This window comes from Candidatus Cloacimonadota bacterium (assembly GCA_034722995.1).
Taxonomy (GTDB): domain Bacteria; phylum Cloacimonadota; class Cloacimonadia; order JGIOTU-2; family JGIOTU-2; genus JAGMCF01.
In genome coordinates this window covers 1-21,831 of record JAYEOL010000051.1, presented here as the reverse complement: position 1 = coordinate 21,831, position 21,831 = coordinate 1, and the positions used below count along the sequence as shown (strand labels likewise).

Here is a 21,831-nt window from a genome sequence, read left to right as displayed (position 1 = left end):
CTCAAAAGATGTTTATTTTTGACTTTGAGATATTTTAGTAATGAAAATAGGAGAAAATAATGCTTATAAGTCTATTATTTGCACAGGCTGAGCCTGTTGCAACACAACCTGCTAAACAAAGTGGATTGATTGGATTTTTGCCAATTATCATTATGTTTGTGATTCTCTATTTGCTTATATTTAGACCTCAACAAAAGAAGCAAAAAGAGATTGTGAAAATGAGAAAAGAGATTCAAAAGAATGAAAAGGTCGTTACAAACGGCGGAATCATTGGAACAATTTACAGCATCAAAGGTGATGTTGTGGTTCTTAAAGTAGCTGACAATGTAAAAATTGAGGTTACAAGATCAGCTATTGCTAACAAAATAAAATGAACAGAAATGTTAGAAAAAATTAGATTGTATGGAGATGAATCTTTAAGAAAGATTGCTAAACCTATCCCGATGCATCGGGATGATGAAATAAAGAATCTTAGCAAGAATCTTATTGAGTCATTAGAAAGGTTTGACGGAATTGGACTGGCAGCTCCTCAAATTGGACGTTCTGTCAGAATGTTTGCTGTTTATCCTCTCTGGATAGAAGATGAAAAAAAACGAAAAACAATGATTTTTATAAACCCAACTCTGCTGGAACTTGAAGGGATTCAGAATGAGGAAGAAGGATGCCTAAGTATCCCTGAGATTTTTGAAAAGGTAAAAAGAGCAAAAACTGTGTCATTCAAAGCACAGAATCTATTTGGAAAATGGAAACAATATATCGCTACCGACCTTTTTGCTCGTGTAGTTCAGCATGAATATGACCATCTGGACGGTATCTTATTTGTTGATAAGATTTCACTAATTAAGAGGAGGTTACTGCAAGGTAAGCTAAAAAAAATTGCTGCTACAACTAAACGGGGTATTAATATTGCATCACTTCATTAAATAGTTAAATGCCGGTATAAAGCTCGTCAATAAATGAATAAAGCATTTCAGGGGATAAATAGAATTAAGAATGTTATCTTTATGGGAACGCCTGATTTTGCGGTTCCTATTCTTTCTTCATTAGTTAGTAACAGTATAATTCCAACTTTAGTAATAACACAACCCGATAAAAAAAGAGGACGAGGTCAGAAGTTAAAGCTCTCACCAATTAAACAATATTGTTTATGCCATAATCTCTCGGTTTTTCAACCTCAAGATATTAACGGAGAAGAAGCCATAAAAAGGATTGAGAGTTACCATCCAGACTTAATAATTGCCGCAGCATTTGGAAAAATTTTATCCCAGGAAATACTGAATATTCCGAAATTCGGATGTATAAATTTGCATCCTTCACTTTTGCCTAAATATAGAGGTCCATCTCCTATCAATTGGGCTCTTTTTAATGGAGATAAAGAAACAGGGAATACAATATTCTTTATGACAAAAAAAATGGATGCTGGTGATATTATTTATCAAAGCAAAATGAAAATTATGCCTGAAGATAATTATGGTAGCTTATCGAAAAAATTAAGTGAAAAAGGTGCAGAAGATGTATTAAAGGCTTTATCATTAATAGACAATGGAATTGCAAATCCTATACAACAAGATGAGAGTTCAGCCACATTTTCCAAATTTATAAATAGAGATGTAAGAAGAATATGCTGGACCAAATCAGCAGAAGATGTTGCAAATCTGATAAGAGGACTTTCACCATATCCAGGAGCATTTACTTATTTTCAAAATATGGAAATAAAAATATTAAAAGTAAAACCCTTTCCAGATAATAAAGGGATATCTGGTTTTATCTTAAAAGCAATAAAAGATCGAGGAATACTTGTTGGAACTGGAAGTTGTGCTTTATTAATTGAAACAATCAAACCAGAAGGCAAAAAAGAGATGTCTGCTTATGCTTTCAGTTTGGGACATCCAGAAATATTAAGAGGAAACAAAAGATTCAATAATGGCAAACAATAAAGTTATTGGTAAAGGGCTTTTTCTCTGGTTATCAACTTTTAGTCTGATAGGATTAATGGTTATGGTAACAGGCTTGTGGTACTTTATTTCTCCACGCCTACACGAATTTAACCAGGCTTTACCATTTGTTTTACTCTCAGCATTGAGAATTTTCTTTCTGATTTTAGTAATTGGCACAATACTTGTCTTTCTTACCTCTGTTTTTGAGAAGAACTTCCTTATAGCCAATTTTGCTGTTAAATTGTTTATTAGATTTATGTACCCGATTTGCATTTTTGTTGGCAGAATCTTTAGAATCAGAAAAGAAAAAATCGGCGAATCGTTTGTAAGTGTAAATGATTCACTTATAAAAGCGCTAAGTCCTAAATATAATGCATCTGATGTGCTGATACTTTTACCACATTGTTTGCAAGATACTTCTTGTCCAATTAGAATAACCGTTAATCCAGATAATTGCAAAAGATGCGGAAAATGTAACATTGGAGACATTTCTAAGTTAGCAGAAGAATTTGGTGTTGATATAGCAATTGCAACTGGTGGAACTTTGGCAAGAAGAATTGTATTAAAGAAGAAACCGAAATTAATTATTGCTGTTGCGTGTTATAGAGACCTTGTCTCTGGTATTCAGGATGCTTTTCCTATTAAGACTTTTGGAATTCTAAATATTCGCCCTCAAGGTCCCTGTATAAATACAAAGGTAGATGTGCAAACCATCAGAGAAGCATTAAATAAGATAATTATGAAAAGTGATAAATAGCAATCAAAATTAATAATGCGGTTTATTATTAGATAGTACAAAGGAAAAAGATGAAATATAAAGATTATGAGATAAAGAAAGTTTCTAAAGCAATCTGGGAAATTCCCAGAAAAGGCAATATGCGAGTGCCCGCAAGATTTTATGCACTTGAATCAATGCTTCCACAAATTATCAGAGACAATGCACTCTCCCAGGTGGTAAATGTCGCAACTTTACCAGGAATTCAAAAATATTCTATGGCAATGCCTGACATCCATTATGGTTATGGATTTCCAATTGGTGGAGTTGCTGCATTTGAGCTGAAAAACGGGATTATCTCTCCAGGTGGAGTTGGCTACGATATAAATTGTGGCGTGCGGTTCTGCAGAACAAATCTGTTGCTCAAAGATATTAAAAACAAGATTCCTGAGATTGTTAAAGGATTTTACGCATTTGTTCCAAGTGGAATTGGGTCTCACGGTGCAATAAAGCGATTGAATCAGAAAGAAGAAGAGGAGGTTATGACCAAAGGAGCAAAATGGGTTATAGAGCAAGGATACGGAGAAGAGTCAGATTTAGAAGCCACTGAAAGCTTTGGTAGAATGAAAGAAGCCAATCCCGATAAAGTTAGCCAACGTGCAAGGGGTAGAGGATTAAATCAGGTAGGAACTCTTGGTTCAGGCAATCATTTTGTGGAAATTGGAGTCATTGATGAGGTTTATGACCAGAATCTGGCAAATGAATTTTCTCTGGCAAAAGACCAGGTAATTGTTATGGTTCATAGTGGTTCGCGCGGTTTTGGCTATCAAGTTTGCGATGATTATTTACATTTGATGGTTGGTCAGATAAATAAGTTACCGTTTTCAATTCCCGATAGACAATTAGCTTGTACCCCTTTTAACTCAAAACTTGGCTCTGATTATTTTCAAGCAATGTCTTGTGCTGCAAATTATGCCTGGGCAAATCGCCAGGTTCTGATGAGTTTAACAAATAGAGCTTTGCAAAAAAGTCTATCAATCTCAAAATCTAATTTAGGATTTAGACTTATTTATGATGTTTGTCATAATATTGCTAAAGTTGAAAAACATAAGATAAACGGAAAAGAGATGGAATTATGTGTACATAGAAAGGGTGCTACGCGCTCGTTTGGCCCGCATCAATCTGAATTGGCGGAGAGATTTCAGAAAACAGGTCAACCAGTTATTGTGCCGGGAGATATGGGAACGCACTCTTTCCTGATGGTCGGAACAAACCAGTCAATGAAAGAGACATTCGGGTCTTGCTGTCATGGAGCAGGTCGTGTTATGAGTCGGAGTGCTGCCAAAAGAAAATTCAACTTCAATCAGGTGAAAAACCAATTACAAAGTAAGGGAATAGTTGTATATTCGGTGCAACGAAATACACTTGTTGAAGAGTCACCTGATACTTATAAAAATGTAACAGAGGTTGTAGAAGCGGTTTCATTAGCAGGATTGGCAAAAAAAGTCGTTAGAACTCGTCCGCTTGGTGTACTGAAAGGATAAAAACAGTAAATTAGTTAACTGGTAAATTAGTAAATTAGTTAACTGCAATAGGTTGCTTTAATCACTTGGAGGTTTTGAATGTTTCTAACAGAAAGACTTGAATTTGAGGATTTTTATTTGCTTGAGGAATTTCAGATTGCATATTTGCCGGGATGGGTGACTGAAAGGGAATTTGCAGTAGCTCTGTGGGCTAACCCATCCATAGAAGACTTTCTAAAGAGGAAATGTCCTACAATAACTGATTTCATCAATAGGATTAAGAAAGAAAATGAACCAGTCAAAGACAACAACGAGCTTGCTATTTGCATCAAGAAAGTCCTCCAAACTTGTTCTGATATTTTAATCTATAACAAGTGTCCAGAAGTTTATGATAAACTGGAATTTCATAATTGGGATTTCAAAGAGGTAACTTCTATAGTATCTTTGGATGACAAAATTATATTAGATGGGGGTTCAGGAACAGGGCGTGTCGCATTAGAAGCAGCTAAATATGCAAGATATGTTTTTGCAATGGAGCCTGTCGCAAGACTTAGGCAATTTATTAAAGATAAAGCTAAGAGAGATGGAATCAACAACTTGTATGTAACAGATGGATTTTTACATTCAATTCCATTACCCGATAATTCTGTTGATGTGATAATTACGTCTCACGCATTGGGCTGGCAGTTAGAAGAGGAACTTCAGGAGTTTGAAAGGATTGTTAAGAATCAAGGGTATATCATTCACTGTCCTGCAGCAATTGACGCTCCTTCTCGAATACATAATGATTTATTGGAGAAGAGTTATGATTTCGACAGATACGAAGAAGCAGATGGATGGAAAAGAAAATACTGGAAGAAAGTAATAAAATGAAGATGAGATTTAAACGGCAACCTACAGCAGATAACAGCGCGTTTATAACGCTTCACTAAATCCCTTCGGGACTTGGCAAACACGCAAAGCGTTAAGTATATATGACAAGTTTACAAGTCCGTCAAAATGAAATACAGATTTATTGATCATACAGCAGATTTATCAGTAGAATTTTTTGGGAAAACTATTGAAGAACTGTTTGTAAACAGTGCTCTCTCACTATCAGAGATTGTCTTTAATGCCACACAAAGTGAAATAAGAAACACAATTGGTAAGATACATTTAAATTTTTCTGCAAAAGACTTGGCTGTGTTATATATTGATTTTTTACGAGAAATACTATTTCAAATTAATACAAACTTTCGTTATTTCTATAATATTGATATTGATAAATTTTTAAATAATGAAATATCAATTAGTTGCTATTATCATACACTAAATTTAGATAAAATCGCTCAAGAAATAAAGGCTGTAACATATCATAATATTGGAATTAAAAAAGAGAAGGGTATTTACAGTGCAGTCGTTACATTTGATATTTAAGTAGAACGACCTTTCCGTTCAGTCTCGGCGACTAGACGGGCTGGGCGCCCGAGACCAACCAAGGTCGTTAATTACACAGGCTTGGTCGTTAAATAATACATAGGCTTGGAAGCCTGTGCTACAGCCTGTGCTACAGACGCAAATATGAAAATAAAGTTTATTTTTAAGTCCGTCTTTTTTCTTATATTATTTATTGTTATTTTTATATGCCAGATTACTGCTGAACAGATTCACCTTCTTTGTGTATCATATGCCCCAAATGATTCAATCAAATTACAACAATTATCTAAAATAGATTCAATAATAGTTCAAGACCAAAATGTTATAATCGTATCTCCGCAAAAACAGAAATTTATTAATTGTGAAAATTTAATAAGCATTTTTACTCCACAAATATTTTCTGAAATATCAGATACAGATATAGTTCATAAGCATGCCCGTAACATTATCACTTCAAACTTAAAATGGAATAATAGAAAAAACGGAATAGAATTTATTCAAAGCAAAGTGATTACATTGTCTGATTCATTGAAAATCGGGTTTATGGGAATTCTTACTCCAGACCTTCCATTCCTATATCCAGCCCTCTTTACAAGTAATGATGAATTTAAATTCCGTTTTGGTATTTTTGATTGTGCAAGAGAAGAAGTAGATTCCTTGAAAAATCAGAAGGTTGATTTCATAATTTCGTTAAATTATTTGGGGAATTTTTTAGATGAAGAACTTTTGAGAAAAGTTCCAGAAATTGATTTTGTTATTGATTGTTTTGAGAATGATATCAAAGAATATTACAGAAATTTCCACCAAAACAATATATTACATGTTGATTTCAAACAAGCTTTAATTACTAAGGTTGGCTTATACTTACATAGGAATAAGCCCAATCAGGTAGTTATTGATAGCCTGGAATTGAAAATAAATTAGGTAGAGAAAATAACCAATATTAGAATTTAACATATTTGAATATCCGCATAAAAGTTATACATTGTAAAATTTATATAGATAATATTAGACTTTTCATTATTGGCAACGGTTCAATTTCCTTCGGAAAATTTTCTTGCCCATTCTTTATAGTTAGCCTATATTTCATTTTATCATCTTTTGCCAACGAGTGACATTTTTTCCAAAATTTATTAATCAAATCACATTGTTTTTTAATACTTTTTTGGCTAAATATCATACTGAAAAAATTCCGTAAAATACCATAAAAACTATTAAATAAAAAGATTGACACTGTTTAGTATAACTTGTTATTATTGTTATAAATGAATTGATTTTCAGGAGGATTTTAATGAAGAAATACCCTACGGAAAGCATACGGAATTTTGCATTAGTGGGTGCCAATGGTTCAGGTAAAACTTCCATTGCAGAAGCTATGTTATTTAATTCAGGAGTCACTAACAGACTTGGTAAAGTAGAAGAAGGAAATACAGTAATGGATTTTGATAAGGATGAGATTGAAAAAAAGATGTCCATTAGCCTCTCAGTAGCAAATCTTGAATGGAATAAAGTTAAACATAATATTGTAGATACACCAGGCTATACCGATTTTAAAGGCGATTTGATCTCCTCTTTGCGGGCAGTTGAAACAGCACTGATTACAATTAATGCTGTGAGTGGTATTGAGGTAATGACAGAGCATGCAATTAAATATGCTGATTCAATTAAGTGCTCTAAAGCTATTATTATTAATAAGATAGGTAAAGAAAATGCAAAATTTAATGAAATAATTGAGGGATTTAGCAATATTTGTGAGCAGGTTGTTGTGCCAGTTTTGATTCCTATAGGTTTAGGCGATAAATTTAGTGGAGTGATAAACTCAATTATAAAGAAAGCGTATAAAGGTGGGAAAGCGATTAATATTCCAGAAGAACTGCAACAAGATGTTGAAAATTGGCATGAGAAGGTCGTTGAAGCAGCAGCAGAATCTGATGATAATTTAATGGAAAAGTATTTTGACAAAGGTTCTTTATCTGAAAGTGAGATAAATTTTGGTTTAAAAAAATCAATCATTCAATGCAATGCCATTCCTGTATTCTGCTGTTCAGCAACTCAAAATATTGGTGTGAAAGAAACAATGAATCTCATTAATCATTTCTTTCCGTCCCCAAAAGATATTAGTGAGATTTTGGTTACAAAAAATGGAGAGGCGGAATCAATAAATCTTGTAAATTACGATAAGAAATTAGGGTATGTTGTGAAATCATTATCTGAACCGAATTTGGGGGAAATAGCCATTGTAAGAATGTATGCAAACTCACTTACTACCGGTGATGAGATAGAGATTACTGAAAAGCGTGCAAAAGATAAAATTGGTCAAATTTATCATATATGTGGCAGAAGTAGAGAAGAGACTACAGAAATATCAGCTGGTGATATTGGCGGTTTGGTTAAATTAAGAAATGCTACAACTTCCCTTTCTATAACCGAGAAAGGTGAAGCCGTTGTTGTAAAACCAATTTCTTTTCCCGAACCAGTTTATTGGAAAACTATCAAAGCTCTTTCACAAGCAGATGAAGATAAAATCGGTGCTGCATTAGCTAAAATAACCGATGGAGACCCTACTATAAATTCTGGTATGAATACTGAAACTAATGAAAATATTATTGCTGGGCAGGGAGAAATCCAGATTGCCGTTGTTCAGAAACGGCTTAAAAATACATACAATGTTGCAACAAAATTAACTGAACCCAAAATTCCATATAAAGAAACTATTACTGGTAAAGCCGCGGCAAGATATCGTCACAAGAAGCAGTCTGGAGGACATGGCCAATATGGAGAAGTTTACATAAAAATATCACCACGAGAACTCGGAACAGGATTTGAGTTTGTTAATTCTATTGTCGGCGGAGCAATACCAAGTAAATTTATTCCTGCTGTGGAGAAAGGCGTTGTTGAAACAATGAAAAATGGCATATTAGCTAACTACCCAGTTGTTGATATCTGTGTAGAACTTTACGATGGAACATTTCACGAAGTGGATTCATCTGAACTCTCTTTTAAACTTGCTGCTTATCATGCTCTAAAAGACGGATTTATGCAAGCAAATCCTATACTTCTTGAGCCAATACATAGGATACAAATTGTTGTGCTAACTGAAAATATGGGTGATGTAATGGGAGATATTAGCAGTAGGCGGGGCAAGATTCTTGGAATGTCACAGGAAGATAATAAACAGGTTATCAATGCGGAAATGCCACTTTCTGAATTATATTCATATCATACCTCTCTAAAATCACTCACACAGGGTAAAGGATATTTTACTCAACACTTTGCATATTACCAGAAACTTCCAAATGATTTAGCTCAAAAAGTTATTGAGGAAAGTAAAAGGGGAAAATAGATTTCTATAAGGAGGATAAATATTATGGGCATGTTCAAAGTAAAAGTTAAAATTTCAAATACTAAGGATAACAGTTTATTTTTTGAAAATGAATTTTGGGTTGATACAGGAGCATTATATTCTTTTGCACCAGAAGATTGGTTAGAAAAAATACATATTGAACCGACCAGTACTAGAAATTTAATTTTAGCTGATGGAAGAACAATTAAGTGTTTGCTGGGATTTTGTGATTTTGAGATAGAAGGATTAAATGATTTGATTCCTTGTCCCATTATTTTTGCGCCCAAGGATTCCTTGTTTTTACTTGGCGCAACAGCGTTAGAAAATTTTGGAGTAGATGTTGACCCTACCAGTAAAAAACTGAAGCCAATATTGTCTATTATCGGGGGATTTTTAGATTCAAGATAGTTTGGAGGAAAGATGTCAGGCCACAATAAATGGGCTTCTATAAAGCACAAAAAAGCAAAAGAGGATGCTAAAAGAGGAAAAATTTTTACCAAGGTGATAAGAGAAATTATGGTGGCTGCTCGGGAAGGTGGTGGAGATCCGGAATCAAATTCCAGTTTGAAAAATGCAATTGTTAAAGCAAATGCCGTTAATATGCCAAAAGACAATATTGAACGCGCTATTAAAAAGGGAACTGGTGAATTAGAAGGTACAAGATATGAGACTCTATTTTACGAAGGGTATGGTCCTGGCGGAGTTGCATTATTTATCCAGGTTTTAACTGATAATAAAGCAAGGTCTGTTTCTGCAATTCGGCATGTTCTTTCTGTTAATAATGGAAGTCTTGCTGAAAAAGGCTCTGTTGCTTGGAATTTCAAAAAAACAGGCGCAGTTATGGTTCCCCAGAATGACTATGATGAGGATGAGATAATGATGAAGGCTTTAGATTGTGGGGCTGAAGACTTTGTTACTCAAGATGAATTCTTTATAATCTATACTGATGCAAAAGAATTGAATCAGGTTGTTAATGCACTAGATAGGGAAAATATAAAAATTGAAAGTGCTCAGTTGGATTATATTCCTCAAAACACTGTTCTTGCAAATGATAAAGCTACTCAGATTATAAAATTGGTTGAAGCCTTAGAAGATCTGGATGATGTTCAGAATGTCTATGCCAACTTTCAAATTGATGATGAAATCCTGGAAAAGTTAACAAGTGAGTAATAAATTTACTATCCTGGGGATTGACCCGGGAACCACTGCAACTGGGTATGCATTTTTATCCGCTGATTTGTCTTCAAAAAATAGTTTAGTCCCTATTGAATATGGAGTCATTAAAGTAAATCCCGGCTTAAAATTGCAGAAAAGGATTGAGAAAATATACGATAAAATCAAAATTTTGGTTAAGAATTATAAACCGGATGAGGCAAGCATTGAGACGATATTTTATGCGAAAAATGTAAAGTCAATTCTTTCTATGGGGGAAGCCCGTGGTGCAGTGATGTTAGCTTTAGCTCAGGAGAATATTCCAGTTTATGAATATTCTCCCCGTGAAGTAAAGAGAGCAGTTGTGGGAAATGGAAATGCTTCAAAAAAACAGGTTCAATATATGGTAAAAGCAATACTTAAACTTGAAGAGCTACCACTCTCTTATGACATTACAGACGCAATTGCAATAGCGATTTGCCATTACCATAAAAAGAGTTCAGCTAACAGGCAAGTCACAAAGAGCCAGCATAGTCGTTATTCTAAAAAATAATCTTCGGAATTTTATTTTTCGGTGAGAAAGGTTAATGAAAAATGTACGATTTTATAACCGGAATAATCAAAGAAAAAAAGACAACTTCTGTTGTTATTAAAAATAATGGCTTAGGATATGCTGTCAATATACCGATAAGTACATACGACCAGATTGGTGCGATAGGGGACTCCTGCAAGTTATTTTTACATCTTTATGTACGAGAGAATGACTTGCGACTCTTTGGATTTTATACCGCTGAGGAACGAGAGATTTTTGAATCACTTATTAAAGTGTCTAACATTGGTCCTAAGATTGCCATATCTATTCTTTCAGGAATTTCAGTAAAGAGTTTAATAGAAGCTGTTGCAAAACAAGATATTGAATTGCTTTCTTCTGTGCCTGGAATCGGGAAAAAGAGTTCACAAAGAATTATTATTGAGTTAAAAGATAGCTTTGAAAGACTCATAGAAGAAGAAGTAATAGGAACCGAAGCAACTAAGGAAGAGAGAGCCATTATCACAGATGCTGAGAACGCTTTAATTTCGTTAGGATATAATAAGATTTCTGTAAAAAGAGAGATACAAAAATTTTTATCAAAAAATAAACCAACTTCATCTGGAGAAATCGTAAAAACAATTATACGACAGTTATATTCATAAGATGGCAAACTTTTACTGATTAAGGCATGTATTGTCTCATAATGCCATGATATAATTTAAAAATGAATAAAATTTCAAATCCAACCTCCAAAATATAAATAGCTTACAATGATCCAAAAAGTAAAAAAACTTTATTTGTAACACTATAAATGAATGTTCGTGAGATAACTTTTTCTGCTTTGAATTCTGTGCTTATTAAAAATCAGAGTTCTGAAGAAGTATTAGCAAAATTTACTCAAAAATATAATCTGTTGGAAAATGAAAAGAGATTATTTTACGCTCTGACAAAAGGTGTTTTAAAAAGGAAAATATTCCTTGATTTCTTGATAAAATCTTTAGTTCAAAAGCGTAGTTTTTCTGCGATTGATAGCCAAATAAAAAACTTTTTAAGATTGGGACTTTATCAAATTATTTATATGAATAGTATTCCGGATTATGCATCAGTTAATGAAATGGTTGCGATATGTAATCAGCATTATAATAGTAAGTTGTGCAAATTTCTTAATGCAATACTTCGCTCATATATAAGAGAAAGAGATAGTATAAAATTACCTGATGATTGCCAAGCACATTACCTATCCATTAAGCATTCCTTTCCTCAATATATGATTGAAAGTTGGTTAAGTGAATATGGAACTGAAAACACAATCAAAATGTGTGAGTATTTCAACAGACCAGCTAACTTACATCTTAGATTTGACCCGGATAAGATTTCATTTGAAGATTTTGCGGAACATCTTATAAAAGAAAATGTAAAATTTTCACGAAGTAAATTCTTTCCGTATATTGTAAAACTAATGAGCAATTTTCATTTTTTAGATGACCCTCTTTTTCAAAAAGGTTATTATTATATTCAGGATGAGAGTACTACTCTTCCTGTTATGCTTCTCGCACCTAAAGAGGGGGATAAAATATTAGATTTATGTGCAGCTCCTGGTGGAAAAACATTACTTATTTCTGCTATTATACATAATAAAGGCAAAATCATTGCAAATGACATTGATAAGAACCGAATGAGATTACTTAAAGAAAATACGCAAAGAATTAGGTGTAGAAATATTGAATTTTCTGAAAAAGATGCAACAACCTTTTCTGTGGATAGTAAATTTGATAAAATTCTTCTTGATGTTCCCTGCTCAGGTTGGGGTGCAATGCAGAAGAAACCTGAGATTAGATTTCAAAGTAGAAATCGCTTAAAATCCTTGATTCCATTACAAAAAAGAATATTAGATAATGCCAGCAATTTGGTTAGAAATAATGGGATTATTGTATATTCTACTTGTACATTAAACCCGGATGAAAACGAAAAACAGATAGAAAATTTTTTAGAATTTCACAATGAATTTTACTTAGAAAAACCTGATAATTTTGTTGAGAAAAGTTTAATAACTGACTCTTATGTAAAAAGTTGTCCATTTAAACATAATATTGATGGAACATTTTCTGCACTCTTAAGGAAGAGATAATATGAAAGCTTTAAAAACTATTCTTTTTGCAATTTTAAGTCTTATTGTCATCTTCCTCTTTGGATATGTTTTAACAAGAACTTTCATGATGATTTATACACGTCATAGGAATGAGGTTGCTGTACCAAATTTAATTAATAAAAATTATGAAAAAGCCCAGCATGACCTTTATAAATTAGGATTATACATTGATGAAGTTGGTGTAAGAAATAGTAGTGATATATTAGAGGGCAGTATTATAGCACAAGACCCTCCTGCAAATAATATGGTGAAAAAAGGTTATACAATTGATGTCATTGTAAGCAAAGGTCCTGAATTAGTGAAAATTCCTATTCTTGATAATCTTTCAATAAATGAAGCAAAAAATCGGTTAATGAATACAGGTCTTCAGGTTGGAAGTATAAATTATTCCTACTCTAATGAAATTGTGGCGCACAAGGTGATATATAGCCAACCTGTTTATGGTATGGATGTGCCGAAGCATTCAAAAGTAAATTTAGTTGTAAGTTTGGGAAAAATACCTACCAAAATTAGTGGTGATAAGGGTATATATGATACATTTTTAGAGGATTTGAAAGATACAACAGAATAATGTTTTATAGATTTATTTTTATAGAGAGGCTAAGAGATGACAGCTAAATATGATGCAAGAAAGATTAAGGTTTTAAAAGGATTAAGTGCAGTTCGTAAACGCCCATCTATGTATATTGGTGGAGTTGGGGAACGAGGATTGCACCATTTAGTTTTTGAAGTGGTAGATAACAGTATTGATGAGGCAATGTCAGGTTTTTGCACAAAAGTTGATGTCATAATTAATACTGATGATTCAATTCTAATTAAAGATAACGGTAGAGGCATTCCTGTTGATATGCATAAAGAGCAGAAACTTCCAGCTGTTCAGGTTGTGATGACTATGTTGCATGCTGGTGGAAAATTTGATGATAAGATATACAAAGTTGCCGGTGGATTGCATGGAGTCGGCGTCTCAGTTGTAAACGCCTTATCAAAGTGGTTGGAAGTCAAAGTATATAAAGACAGAAAGATTTATAGACAATGGTATGAAAAGGGTAAAGTAAAATCTAAGTTAGAAATAGTTGGTAATACGAAAAAGACAGGCACAGATATTACTTTTATTCCTGATGATGAGATTTTTGACACGATTGAATTTAGCTTTGATATTCTTTCACAAAGATTGCGTGAGTTATCCTTTTTAAATAAAGGTTTAGAAATCAATATTTGGGATAAAAGAACTGATAAAAAGCATAACTTTAAATATGCTGGTGGCATTACATCTTTTGTAAAATTTCTTAATGAGAGCAAAGTGCCAATCTTTAAAACGCCAATATACATCTCTGGTGTAAGAAATGATGTTCATATTGAAGCCGCTATTCAATATACTCAATCATATCATAAAAATATTTTTTCGTATGCAAATAATATCAATACTATTGAGGGAGGAAGCCATCTTACTGGATTTAAACTTGCACTTACAAGATCTCTAAATCAGTATATTAAGGATTATCAGATTTTAAAAAAGGAAAAGATAACAATAAGTGGAGATGATATCAGAGAAGGTGTTACTGCTGTGATTAGTGTGAAATTGCCTAATCCACAATTTGAAGGTCAGACTAAGACAAAATTGGTTAACACAGATGTAGAAGGGATTGTACATTCTCTTGTAAGAGAGAAGTTATCAGATTTTTTTGAAGAGAATCCCTCTGTTGTTCGTAAGGTTATTAACAAGGCAATAATTGCTGCTCGTTCAAGGGCTGCTGCCCAGAAAGCCAAAGAGATTACCCGCAGAAAAAGTCTTCTTGATAGCGGTAGTCTGCCAGGAAAATTAGCGGACTGTTCCTCAAAGGAGCCAGAAAGATGTGAATTATTTATAGTTGAAGGTGACTCTGCTGGCGGCTCAGCCAAACAGGGAAGAGATAGAAGATTTCAAGCTATCCTGCCTTTGTGGGGTAAGATGTTGAATGTAGAAAAAGCAAGATTAGATAAAGTCCTTAATAATGATAAAATTGAACCAATAATTTCTGCAATTGGTGCTGGCATCCATGATGAGTTTGATGTTTCAAAAGCCCGTTATCATAAGATTATTATTATGGCTGATGCTGATGTAGATGGTGAGCACATCGCAACATTGATTCTTACATTCTTCTTCAGATATATGAAACCTCTTATTGAATATGGTTATATATTCATTGCAAAACCACCATTATATAAGATTAAAAAAGGTAAAGCTGTTAAATATGCTTTCTCTGATGAAGAAAAAGACAGAATCATCAATGCGTTTGGTGATGTAGGTATTGCAGTTCAAAGATATAAGGGCTTAGGTGAGATGAATCCAGACCAGCTTTGGGAAACCACACTTGACCCTGAAAGGCGAACTCTTGTAAAGATTATGATTGAAGATGCAGTTGAAGCAGATCGCACTTTTGATATTCTAATGGGTTCTCAAGTAAAGCCAAGAAGAGAATTTATTATTGAAAATGCAAAATATGTGCAGGATTTGGATGTTTAGCCACGAATTTACCCTGTGAAATCCTTCAAAGAAGGAATCCCGATATACCCGTTCTCCGTAGTCCCGAAAGCATTCGGGACGAAGGGTGAATCGGGACTATTTCACAGGGCAGGCACGAACCAACCCAAACTGATAGGATAAAAATTGACTTATTAAAGTATAAACGATGAAAATTTTGGAGTGCATCCATCATCTAACAGATAGGAGATAAGAATGATTGAAAGAAGAGGACAAATTATCAAGACTGATATTGAAGATGAAATGAAAAATTCATACCTTAAATACTCAATGAGTGTTTTGGTCTCTCGGGCATTGCCAGATTTGAGGGATGGGTTGAAACCTTCACAACGAAGAATTATTTATTCAATGCACGAATTGAACCTTGCCCCGGGTAAGGGTTTTCGTAAATGTGCAAAAATTGCTGGTGACACATCTGGTAACTACCATCCTCACGGAGAACAGGTTATTTATCCTACTTTAGTTAGGTTGGCTCAAGAGTGGAATATGCGTTATCCACTAATTAGAGGACAGGGAAATTTCGGCTCTATTGATGGTGACCCACCAGCTGCAATGCGTTATACAGAAGCACAATTAGAACATACATCTGTAAGTATGCTTGAAGATATAAAAATGGATACTGTAGATTTTGTTCCTAACTATGATGATACACGAAAAGAACCTGCGATATTGCCATCAAAATTTCCGAACTTGCTTGCAAATGGCAGTAGTGGAATCGCTGTCGGAATGGCTACTAATATTCCTCCGCATAACATAGGTGAGATTGTTGATGGCTTAATTGCTCTTATTGATAATCCTGAAATCAAAAGTGAAGAATTAATGGAATATATTAAGGGACCTGACTTTCCAACAGGTGGATTTATTTGTGGAAAACTGCCTATTTATGAATATTTCACTACAGGGAGAGGAAAATTAACTGTTAGAGGCAAGGCATATATTGAAAATGTTAAATCCGGGAAAAATAACATTATAATTACAGAATTGCCATATCAGTTAAGTAAGAGATTATTGATTGAAAATATAATCGCTCAAATCAAAAGCAACAGAATTACAAGTATCTCAAATATCCGTGATGAATCAGATAGAGATGGAATGCGTTTGGTAATTGAAATTAAAAGAAATGAGGACCCAAAAATTTTATTAAACTCTCTTTATAAATATTCTTACTTGCAAATAACATACGGAGTAATTAATCTGATGCTGGTTAATCAAATTCCCACAGTACTTACGATGAAACAAACGCTGAATGAATACCTTAAGTCAAGGCATACGATTGTGGTACGCCGAACCAAATTCAAACTAAAAAAGGCTGAGGAAAAAGCTCATTTATTAGAAGGGCTTAAAATTGCTTTAGACAATATTGATGAAACCATTTCAATAATTCGCTCATCCAAAAAGGCTAAAGAAGCAAAACAAAGACTTATTGTAAAATTCGATTTGTCTGAGATTCAAGCTAAAGCAATATTAGATATGAAATTGGAAAAGTTAACAGGTTTGGAAAGAGAAAACTTAGAAACAGAATATCTACAACAAATCAAGAATATTGCTGAATATGGCAGTATTTTAGAAAATAAAGATATGAGAATGGAGATTATTAAAAAGGAACTTCAAGAAATTAAAGATAAATTCTCTGACCCAAGAAGAACCCAGATTATTGAAAACCCTGATGAACTAAATATAGAAGACCTTATTGCTGATGAAGATATGATTGTTACAATCTCTTATGCAGGTTATATAAAAAGATTACCTATAAGCATTTATCACAGACAAGCACGAGGCGGCAAGGGATTAGCTGGAGTATCTCTAAAAGAAAATGATTTTGTAAAAAGTATTTTTGTAGCCTCTACTCATAGTTACATACTGTTTTTTACAGATAAAGGAAAATGCTACTGGCTAAAAGTTTATGAAATACCAAGAGGTGGAAGACTTGCTCGCGGAAAGGCTATCGTTAATTTACTTCTATTAGAAAAGGACGAGAAAATAAGAACTTATGTGGCTGTCAAAAATTTTAATGAAGACCAATTTATTATGATGTCAACCAAAAAAGGTATTGTAAAGAAGACAGAGTTGACTTCATTTAGTCATCCAAGAACTTGTGGAATTATTGCTATCAAAATAGCAGAAGATGATGAACTTCTTGATGCGCAAATTACTTATGGGAGTAATGAAATAATTTTAGCAACTAAAAAGGGTTATGCTAACAGATTTTTTGAACAAAATGTAAGACCTCAAGGAAGAAACACTTATGGTGTTCGTGGTATAAGATTAAGAAAAGATGATGAAGTGATTGGAATGGTTGTTGTCAAAAGACACGGTACACTCCTGGTTCTAACGGAAAATGGATATGGGAAAAGAACTGCAATTGCTGATTACCGCATTACTAAAAGAGGAAGTATGGGTGTTATTACAATCAAAACAACTGAAAGAAACGGAGCTTTGGTAAAGATAAATGAAGTCATTGATGATGATGATTTGATAATTATTACAAATTCTGGAAAGGTGATTAGACAGCATATTGAGAAAATCTCAGTTATCAGCCGTAATACTCAAGGTATGCGTTTGATAAGATTAAACGAAGGAGATAAAGCAACTGATATTACTTTGCTTGAACATGAAGAGGCTAATGAGAATGAAATATCAGTAGAGTCCGATGAAAATGAGACTATGACGGAATCATAAATAGTCAAATGATTCGCCAATTGGCGAATCGTCAAATGCTCCTTCAGAGCGTCAAATATTGTTATTAGACAGTAATGCATTATGACAATTTATGACAGCGAAGCGTTATGACGGCTTTAGCCAGTTTGACAGCGTCAGCGTTATAATGGAGTTTCTATTATGAATAGTATAATCAAAAAAACTGGATTAGCGTTACTCATAGTTCTTCTATCTGCTTGTGCCACCAAAATTGTTCCTATCAAATCCAAAAATGTTAAAATCAAAGAAGATTTTGCTTTAATGAGTAGGAAAGAATATGATATTGCAATTCAACCGCAAAGTTGGAACGATTCACCACAAAATCTTGAAAATTATTTCACAGTTTTTTATCTGATATTTAGAAATAAAACCAGAGAAACAATGCCAATAAATAAAAATTCATTTGTCCTGCTTGATGAAAAAGGTGAACAGTATAATTTATTTGATAGCGATGAAGTTGTTAAGATTATGTATGGAAATGACCAATACTATGATATGAATTATTTGCTAAATTTTGATTCAAAGGATAAAGAAGAATTGAAAGAAGAATGTGCAAATCGGCTTGAAGGAATGCGTAATATAAAACTCAAAGCATTTCAATTTAGAAATATAAGGTCACAAGCTCAAGAAAGCGGTTATATCTTTTTTGAAAAATTGGAATACAAAAAAGGTTCCTTCTTTAAAATTCTATATAATAATGATGTTGTGGAGTTTGCCATAACTGATTAGAGGAGATAAACTTTCAATCCGCCAGCTGGCGGATTGAAAGTTTTAATAATGAATCCTACTGAATTAATTATCAAGAAAAGAGATGGAAAGAAATTAAATAAAGATGAAATCCATTTTTTCTTAACTGAATATCTAAGAGATAATATCTCTGAATATCAGATGTCTGCAATGCTTATGGCAACTCTTCTTAAAGGTATGGATTTTGATGAAACTTACTGGTTAACGCAAGAATACATCTCTTCAGGTGAAGTAATAAAATTTGAGGATACGAGTGGTAGATTCATTGATAAACATAGCACAGGTGGGGTTGGAGATAAAGTTTCAATAGTTCTGGCACCCATTGCAGCAGAATGTGGTCTTTTCGTGCCAATGATTTCTGGAAGAGGTTTGGGACATACAGGTGGTACTCTTGATAAACTTGAATCCATACCCGGATTTCAAACTCAAATATCTTTGAAAAGATTCAAGGAATTGGTTTTGCAAAACCATTTTGCAATCATTGGTCAATCCAAAGAGATTGTTCCTGCAGATAGAAGAATCTATGCTCTGCGTGATGTAACTGGAACGGTTGAAAGCATCCCACTTATTACTGCAAGCATAATGAGTAAAAAGATTGCTTCTGGAATTGATGGTCTGGTTATTGACCTGAAAATTGGAGAAGGGGCATTTGCCAAAGGTTTAGATACTGCAAAAAATTTGGCTGAATCGTTTAGTAAGATAGGTGCAAGATTTGGTAAAACGGTTAAAATTTTATTTACAAATATGGATTCACCTCTGGGTTCTTGTATTGGAAATAGCATTGAGATAATTGAATGCATTGAATTTCTAAAAGAAAATTATCAAGAGGATTTGAAAGAAGTAACTTTTGCTTTACTTACTGAAATGTTGATTATGGGTAAAATTGTTGAGACCAAGAATCAGGCTGAAGAAATGATAATGCAAACAATAAAATCTGGGAAACCATTACAAAGATTTGCTAAATTTGTTGAATTACAAGGTGGTAATCCAGGTATTGTTAATGACTGTTCAATCTTAGGGAAAGCAAAATACACTCTTCCAATTATTGCAGAAAAAGAAGGATATGTTAAGGATATTAACAGCAGAGAAATAGGTTGGGCATTGATTGATGTAGGTGCAGGAAGAAGGAAAATTTCTGATAAAATTGATTATACTGCAGGTCTTAAATTATCTAAAAAAGTCGGTGACTATGTTCAGAAGGATGAAGTTTTAGCAGAACTTTTTTATAATAATGACAAAGGGGAGAGAGTTGCTGATAGGATTAAGAAATCTTACTTAATTGTTAGAGAATTAGTTCAAAAAGGAAGTATGATTCTGGGAAGTTATAATTCTGATTATCTATAAGATGGTGAATTTGCTAATGGGATTTTATGAATAGAAGGGATAAAAACCTGAAAATTATTTTTTTTTATTTGACAAAATAAAGACAAAAATTTGGTTTTAGTTTAATTCTTAAAAGAAAGGAAAATTATAATGAGAGAAATACTTTTAACCAAAATATTACTACCATTATTTATATTGTTACTATTAAATTATTCTCTATATTCATGGGTGAGAGTTATTGACACTCCAGAAAGAGATGTTGCATATGGGATAGAACAAACTCCTGATGGGAAATATATAATATTTGGCAGCTTGGGAAGCGGGGAATTCAATGTACCACCTGAAAATATTTTCCATTTGACGAAAGTAGATACAGCAGGCGATATAATTTGGAGAAAACGTTTTGGTGGAGCATATTTCAGTTTGGGTGGAGATGTAAAAGTTGCTCCAGATGGTGGCTTTGTAGTCGGGGCATCTAGAACTGCTGTTTATTATTCACATATTTATATAGCAAAAACAGATTCAGAAGGAAATGTGGAGTGGGAGCATGTAGTGGATTACGATAGGCACTCAACCGGTTTATCAGTTGCTTGTGCTCCTGATAGTGGTTATGTGGTAACAGGTGAAACATCAATAGGTCGCAACTGGGGAGAAATATATACTGTAAAGGTTGATAAAAATGGAGAGCGGGAATGGTTTAACATATACGAAACACCACCTGATGATTGGGGTAACAGTATTTCTCCAACAAATGATAGTTGTTTTATTATATGTGGTGAAATTAATAGTTTTTTAGGATTGGTCAAGGTTGGTAGTAACGGTAATGAGTTATGGAGAAAAACTTTTGGTGGTTTGGATTGGGATAGGGGCTATGATGCAATTCAAACGACCGATGGTGGATATATAGCTATTGGTAAAACTCGCTCTCTTTCTACAGTTCCTAACCAATATGATGCCTATTTAGTAAAAACTGATGCTGACGGTAATGAAGAATGGCACAATGTTTTTAATGGAAACTGTGCTGCGGTTGGTTATGCAGTATTGCAAACTTATGAAGGATGATATATTTTTGCTGGTAACTCAGGCACTCCAACAGCTTATATTGTAAAGACAGATACGAATGGTAATGAAGAATGGTGCTATTATTATGGGGAAGGTGGCTCTGGTAGATATATAACTGATATGTGCTATACACCTGATAGTAGCTACATGGTTTGTGGTTACTCAAGTAATAACGATAGTTTGAATTATAACATTGTTCTTATAAAGATAGATAATAATGGTAATGTTCCTGTAGATGACATTATTATATCAAATGAAATAGAATATTCTTTGGAATGCTATCCTAATCCTGTGAGTAGTAATATCACGTTTTCTTTTCATATTCACTCCGCCGGCTGGCGGACAGATAATGCCTTATTAAATAGTAAAGATTTTACAGGGCATACACATATAGAAATTTATAATGTAAAAGGTCAACTGGTAAAACAATTCTCAATCAATAATGATCAATCTTCAATTGTCTGGGATGGTAAAGATTCAAATGGAAAACAACTTTCGAACGGAATATATCTATACAAACTTGATACAGGTGAAAAATCAATAACTAAAAAAATGGTCCTACTTCGTTAAAACTTCGTAGGATAAATTCTACTTCGTTAAAGCTTCGTAGAATAAATTCTGATGAGATAAAGCGACAAATATTATAATCGTGAAGAGGAGAATCTTCAATAATAAGATTTTCCTCTTTATTTTTTAGAAAAATAATACAACTAC

Annotated in this window: 21 protein-coding genes; all 21 read left to right on the top strand. The window is 33.5% G+C overall.

Translation table 11 applies throughout. The features are described from left to right. The first annotated feature begins 59 nt into the window (after positions 1 to 59). The 21 genes from yajC (at position 60) to U9R23_06140 (ending at position 21,687) form a co-directional block, all read left to right on the top strand. Positions 60 to 374, top strand: coding sequence for a preprotein translocase subunit YajC (gene yajC / locus U9R23_06240; GenBank protein ID MEA3476016.1), 315 nt, complete (start codon positions 60 to 62; stop codon positions 372 to 374). Between the two features lie 6 nt (positions 375 to 380). Further along, positions 381 to 923, top strand: coding sequence for a peptide deformylase (def, locus tag U9R23_06235; GenBank protein MEA3476015.1), 543 nt, complete (start codon positions 381 to 383; stop codon positions 921 to 923). 33 nt (positions 924 to 956) lie between these two features. After that, a complete protein-coding gene (gene fmt, locus U9R23_06230) occupies positions 957 to 1,937 on the top strand; it encodes a methionyl-tRNA formyltransferase (GenBank protein MEA3476014.1) in 981 nt (326 codons plus the stop codon). Continuing rightward, a complete protein-coding gene (locus U9R23_06225) occupies positions 1,924 to 2,694 on the top strand; it encodes a DUF116 domain-containing protein (protein MEA3476013.1) in 771 nt (256 codons plus the stop codon). Before fmt ends, U9R23_06225 begins: the two co-directional genes overlap by 14 nt. A 50-nt stretch (positions 2,695 to 2,744) precedes the next feature. Then, entirely contained in the window at positions 2,745 to 4,196 is a 1,452-nt protein-coding gene (locus U9R23_06220; GenBank protein MEA3476012.1) for an RtcB family protein, read from the top strand. 78 nt (positions 4,197 to 4,274) lie between these two features. Then, entirely contained in the window at positions 4,275 to 5,048 is a 774-nt protein-coding gene (locus U9R23_06215) for a class I SAM-dependent methyltransferase (GenBank protein ID MEA3476011.1), read from the top strand. 126 nt (positions 5,049 to 5,174) lie between these two features. Continuing rightward, positions 5,175 to 5,591: an archease gene (locus U9R23_06210; protein ID MEA3476010.1), complete on the top strand. Its 417-nt coding sequence runs from the start codon at positions 5,175 to 5,177 to the stop codon at positions 5,589 to 5,591. A 144-nt stretch (positions 5,592 to 5,735) separates the two neighbouring features. Further along, positions 5,736 to 6,515 carry a hypothetical protein gene (locus U9R23_06205; protein ID MEA3476009.1) on the top strand — a complete coding sequence of 260 codons (780 nt, stop codon included), beginning with the start codon at positions 5,736 to 5,738 and terminating at the stop codon, positions 6,513 to 6,515. 367 nt (positions 6,516 to 6,882) lie between these two features. Then, positions 6,883 to 8,934 (top strand): elongation factor G, encoded by a 2,052-nt coding sequence (gene fusA / locus U9R23_06200; protein MEA3476008.1) that lies wholly within the window; start codon positions 6,883 to 6,885, stop codon positions 8,932 to 8,934. A gap of 24 nt (positions 8,935 to 8,958) precedes the next feature. Further along, positions 8,959 to 9,342 carry a hypothetical protein gene (locus tag U9R23_06195; GenBank protein ID MEA3476007.1) on the top strand — a complete coding sequence of 128 codons (384 nt, stop codon included), beginning with the start codon at positions 8,959 to 8,961 and terminating at the stop codon, positions 9,340 to 9,342. Between the two features lie 12 nt (positions 9,343 to 9,354). Beyond that, a complete protein-coding gene (locus U9R23_06190; GenBank protein ID MEA3476006.1) occupies positions 9,355 to 10,104 on the top strand; it encodes a YebC/PmpR family DNA-binding transcriptional regulator in 750 nt (249 codons plus the stop codon). After that, the gene (gene ruvC, locus U9R23_06185) at positions 10,097 to 10,639 is read left to right on the top strand and encodes a crossover junction endodeoxyribonuclease RuvC (GenBank protein ID MEA3476005.1); all 543 of its coding nucleotides are present in this window, start codon (positions 10,097 to 10,099) and stop codon (positions 10,637 to 10,639) included. The genes U9R23_06190 and ruvC overlap by 8 nt, the downstream gene beginning before the upstream one ends. 41 nt (positions 10,640 to 10,680) lie before the next feature. Beyond that, the gene (gene ruvA, locus U9R23_06180) at positions 10,681 to 11,280 is read left to right on the top strand and encodes a Holliday junction branch migration protein RuvA (GenBank protein MEA3476004.1); all 600 of its coding nucleotides are present in this window, start codon (positions 10,681 to 10,683) and stop codon (positions 11,278 to 11,280) included. A gap of 149 nt (positions 11,281 to 11,429) precedes the next feature. Then, entirely contained in the window at positions 11,430 to 12,746 is a 1,317-nt protein-coding gene (gene rsmB / locus U9R23_06175) for a 16S rRNA (cytosine(967)-C(5))-methyltransferase RsmB (GenBank protein ID MEA3476003.1), read from the top strand. A gap of 1 nt (position 12,747) precedes the next feature. After that, on the top strand, positions 12,748 to 13,338 hold the full coding sequence (locus U9R23_06170; protein MEA3476002.1) for a PASTA domain-containing protein: 591 nt from the start codon (positions 12,748 to 12,750) through the stop codon (positions 13,336 to 13,338). 36 nt (positions 13,339 to 13,374) lie between these two features. Beyond that, complete coding sequence (gene gyrB, locus U9R23_06165; GenBank protein ID MEA3476001.1) at positions 13,375 to 15,270, top strand: DNA topoisomerase (ATP-hydrolyzing) subunit B; 1,896 nt, start codon at positions 13,375 to 13,377, stop codon at positions 15,268 to 15,270. A 213-nt stretch (positions 15,271 to 15,483) separates the two neighbouring features. Beyond that, positions 15,484 to 17,967 (top strand): DNA gyrase subunit A, encoded by a 2,484-nt coding sequence (gyrA, locus tag U9R23_06160; GenBank protein MEA3476000.1) that lies wholly within the window; start codon positions 15,484 to 15,486, stop codon positions 17,965 to 17,967. A 159-nt stretch (positions 17,968 to 18,126) separates the two neighbouring features. Next, on the top strand, positions 18,127 to 18,714 hold the full coding sequence (locus U9R23_06155) for a hypothetical protein (protein ID MEA3475999.1): 588 nt from the start codon (positions 18,127 to 18,129) through the stop codon (positions 18,712 to 18,714). 33 nt (positions 18,715 to 18,747) lie between these two features. Continuing rightward, the gene (locus U9R23_06150; protein ID MEA3475998.1) at positions 18,748 to 20,076 is read left to right on the top strand and encodes a thymidine phosphorylase; all 1,329 of its coding nucleotides are present in this window, start codon (positions 18,748 to 18,750) and stop codon (positions 20,074 to 20,076) included. 129 nt (positions 20,077 to 20,205) lie between these two features. Then, positions 20,206 to 21,117 (top strand): hypothetical protein, encoded by a 912-nt coding sequence (locus U9R23_06145; protein MEA3475997.1) that lies wholly within the window; start codon positions 20,206 to 20,208, stop codon positions 21,115 to 21,117. Between the two features lie 120 nt (positions 21,118 to 21,237). Then, positions 21,238 to 21,687 carry a T9SS type A sorting domain-containing protein gene (locus tag U9R23_06140; GenBank protein MEA3475996.1) on the top strand — a complete coding sequence of 150 codons (450 nt, stop codon included), beginning with the start codon at positions 21,238 to 21,240 and terminating at the stop codon, positions 21,685 to 21,687. Positions 21,688 to 21,831 lie beyond the last annotated feature (144 nt).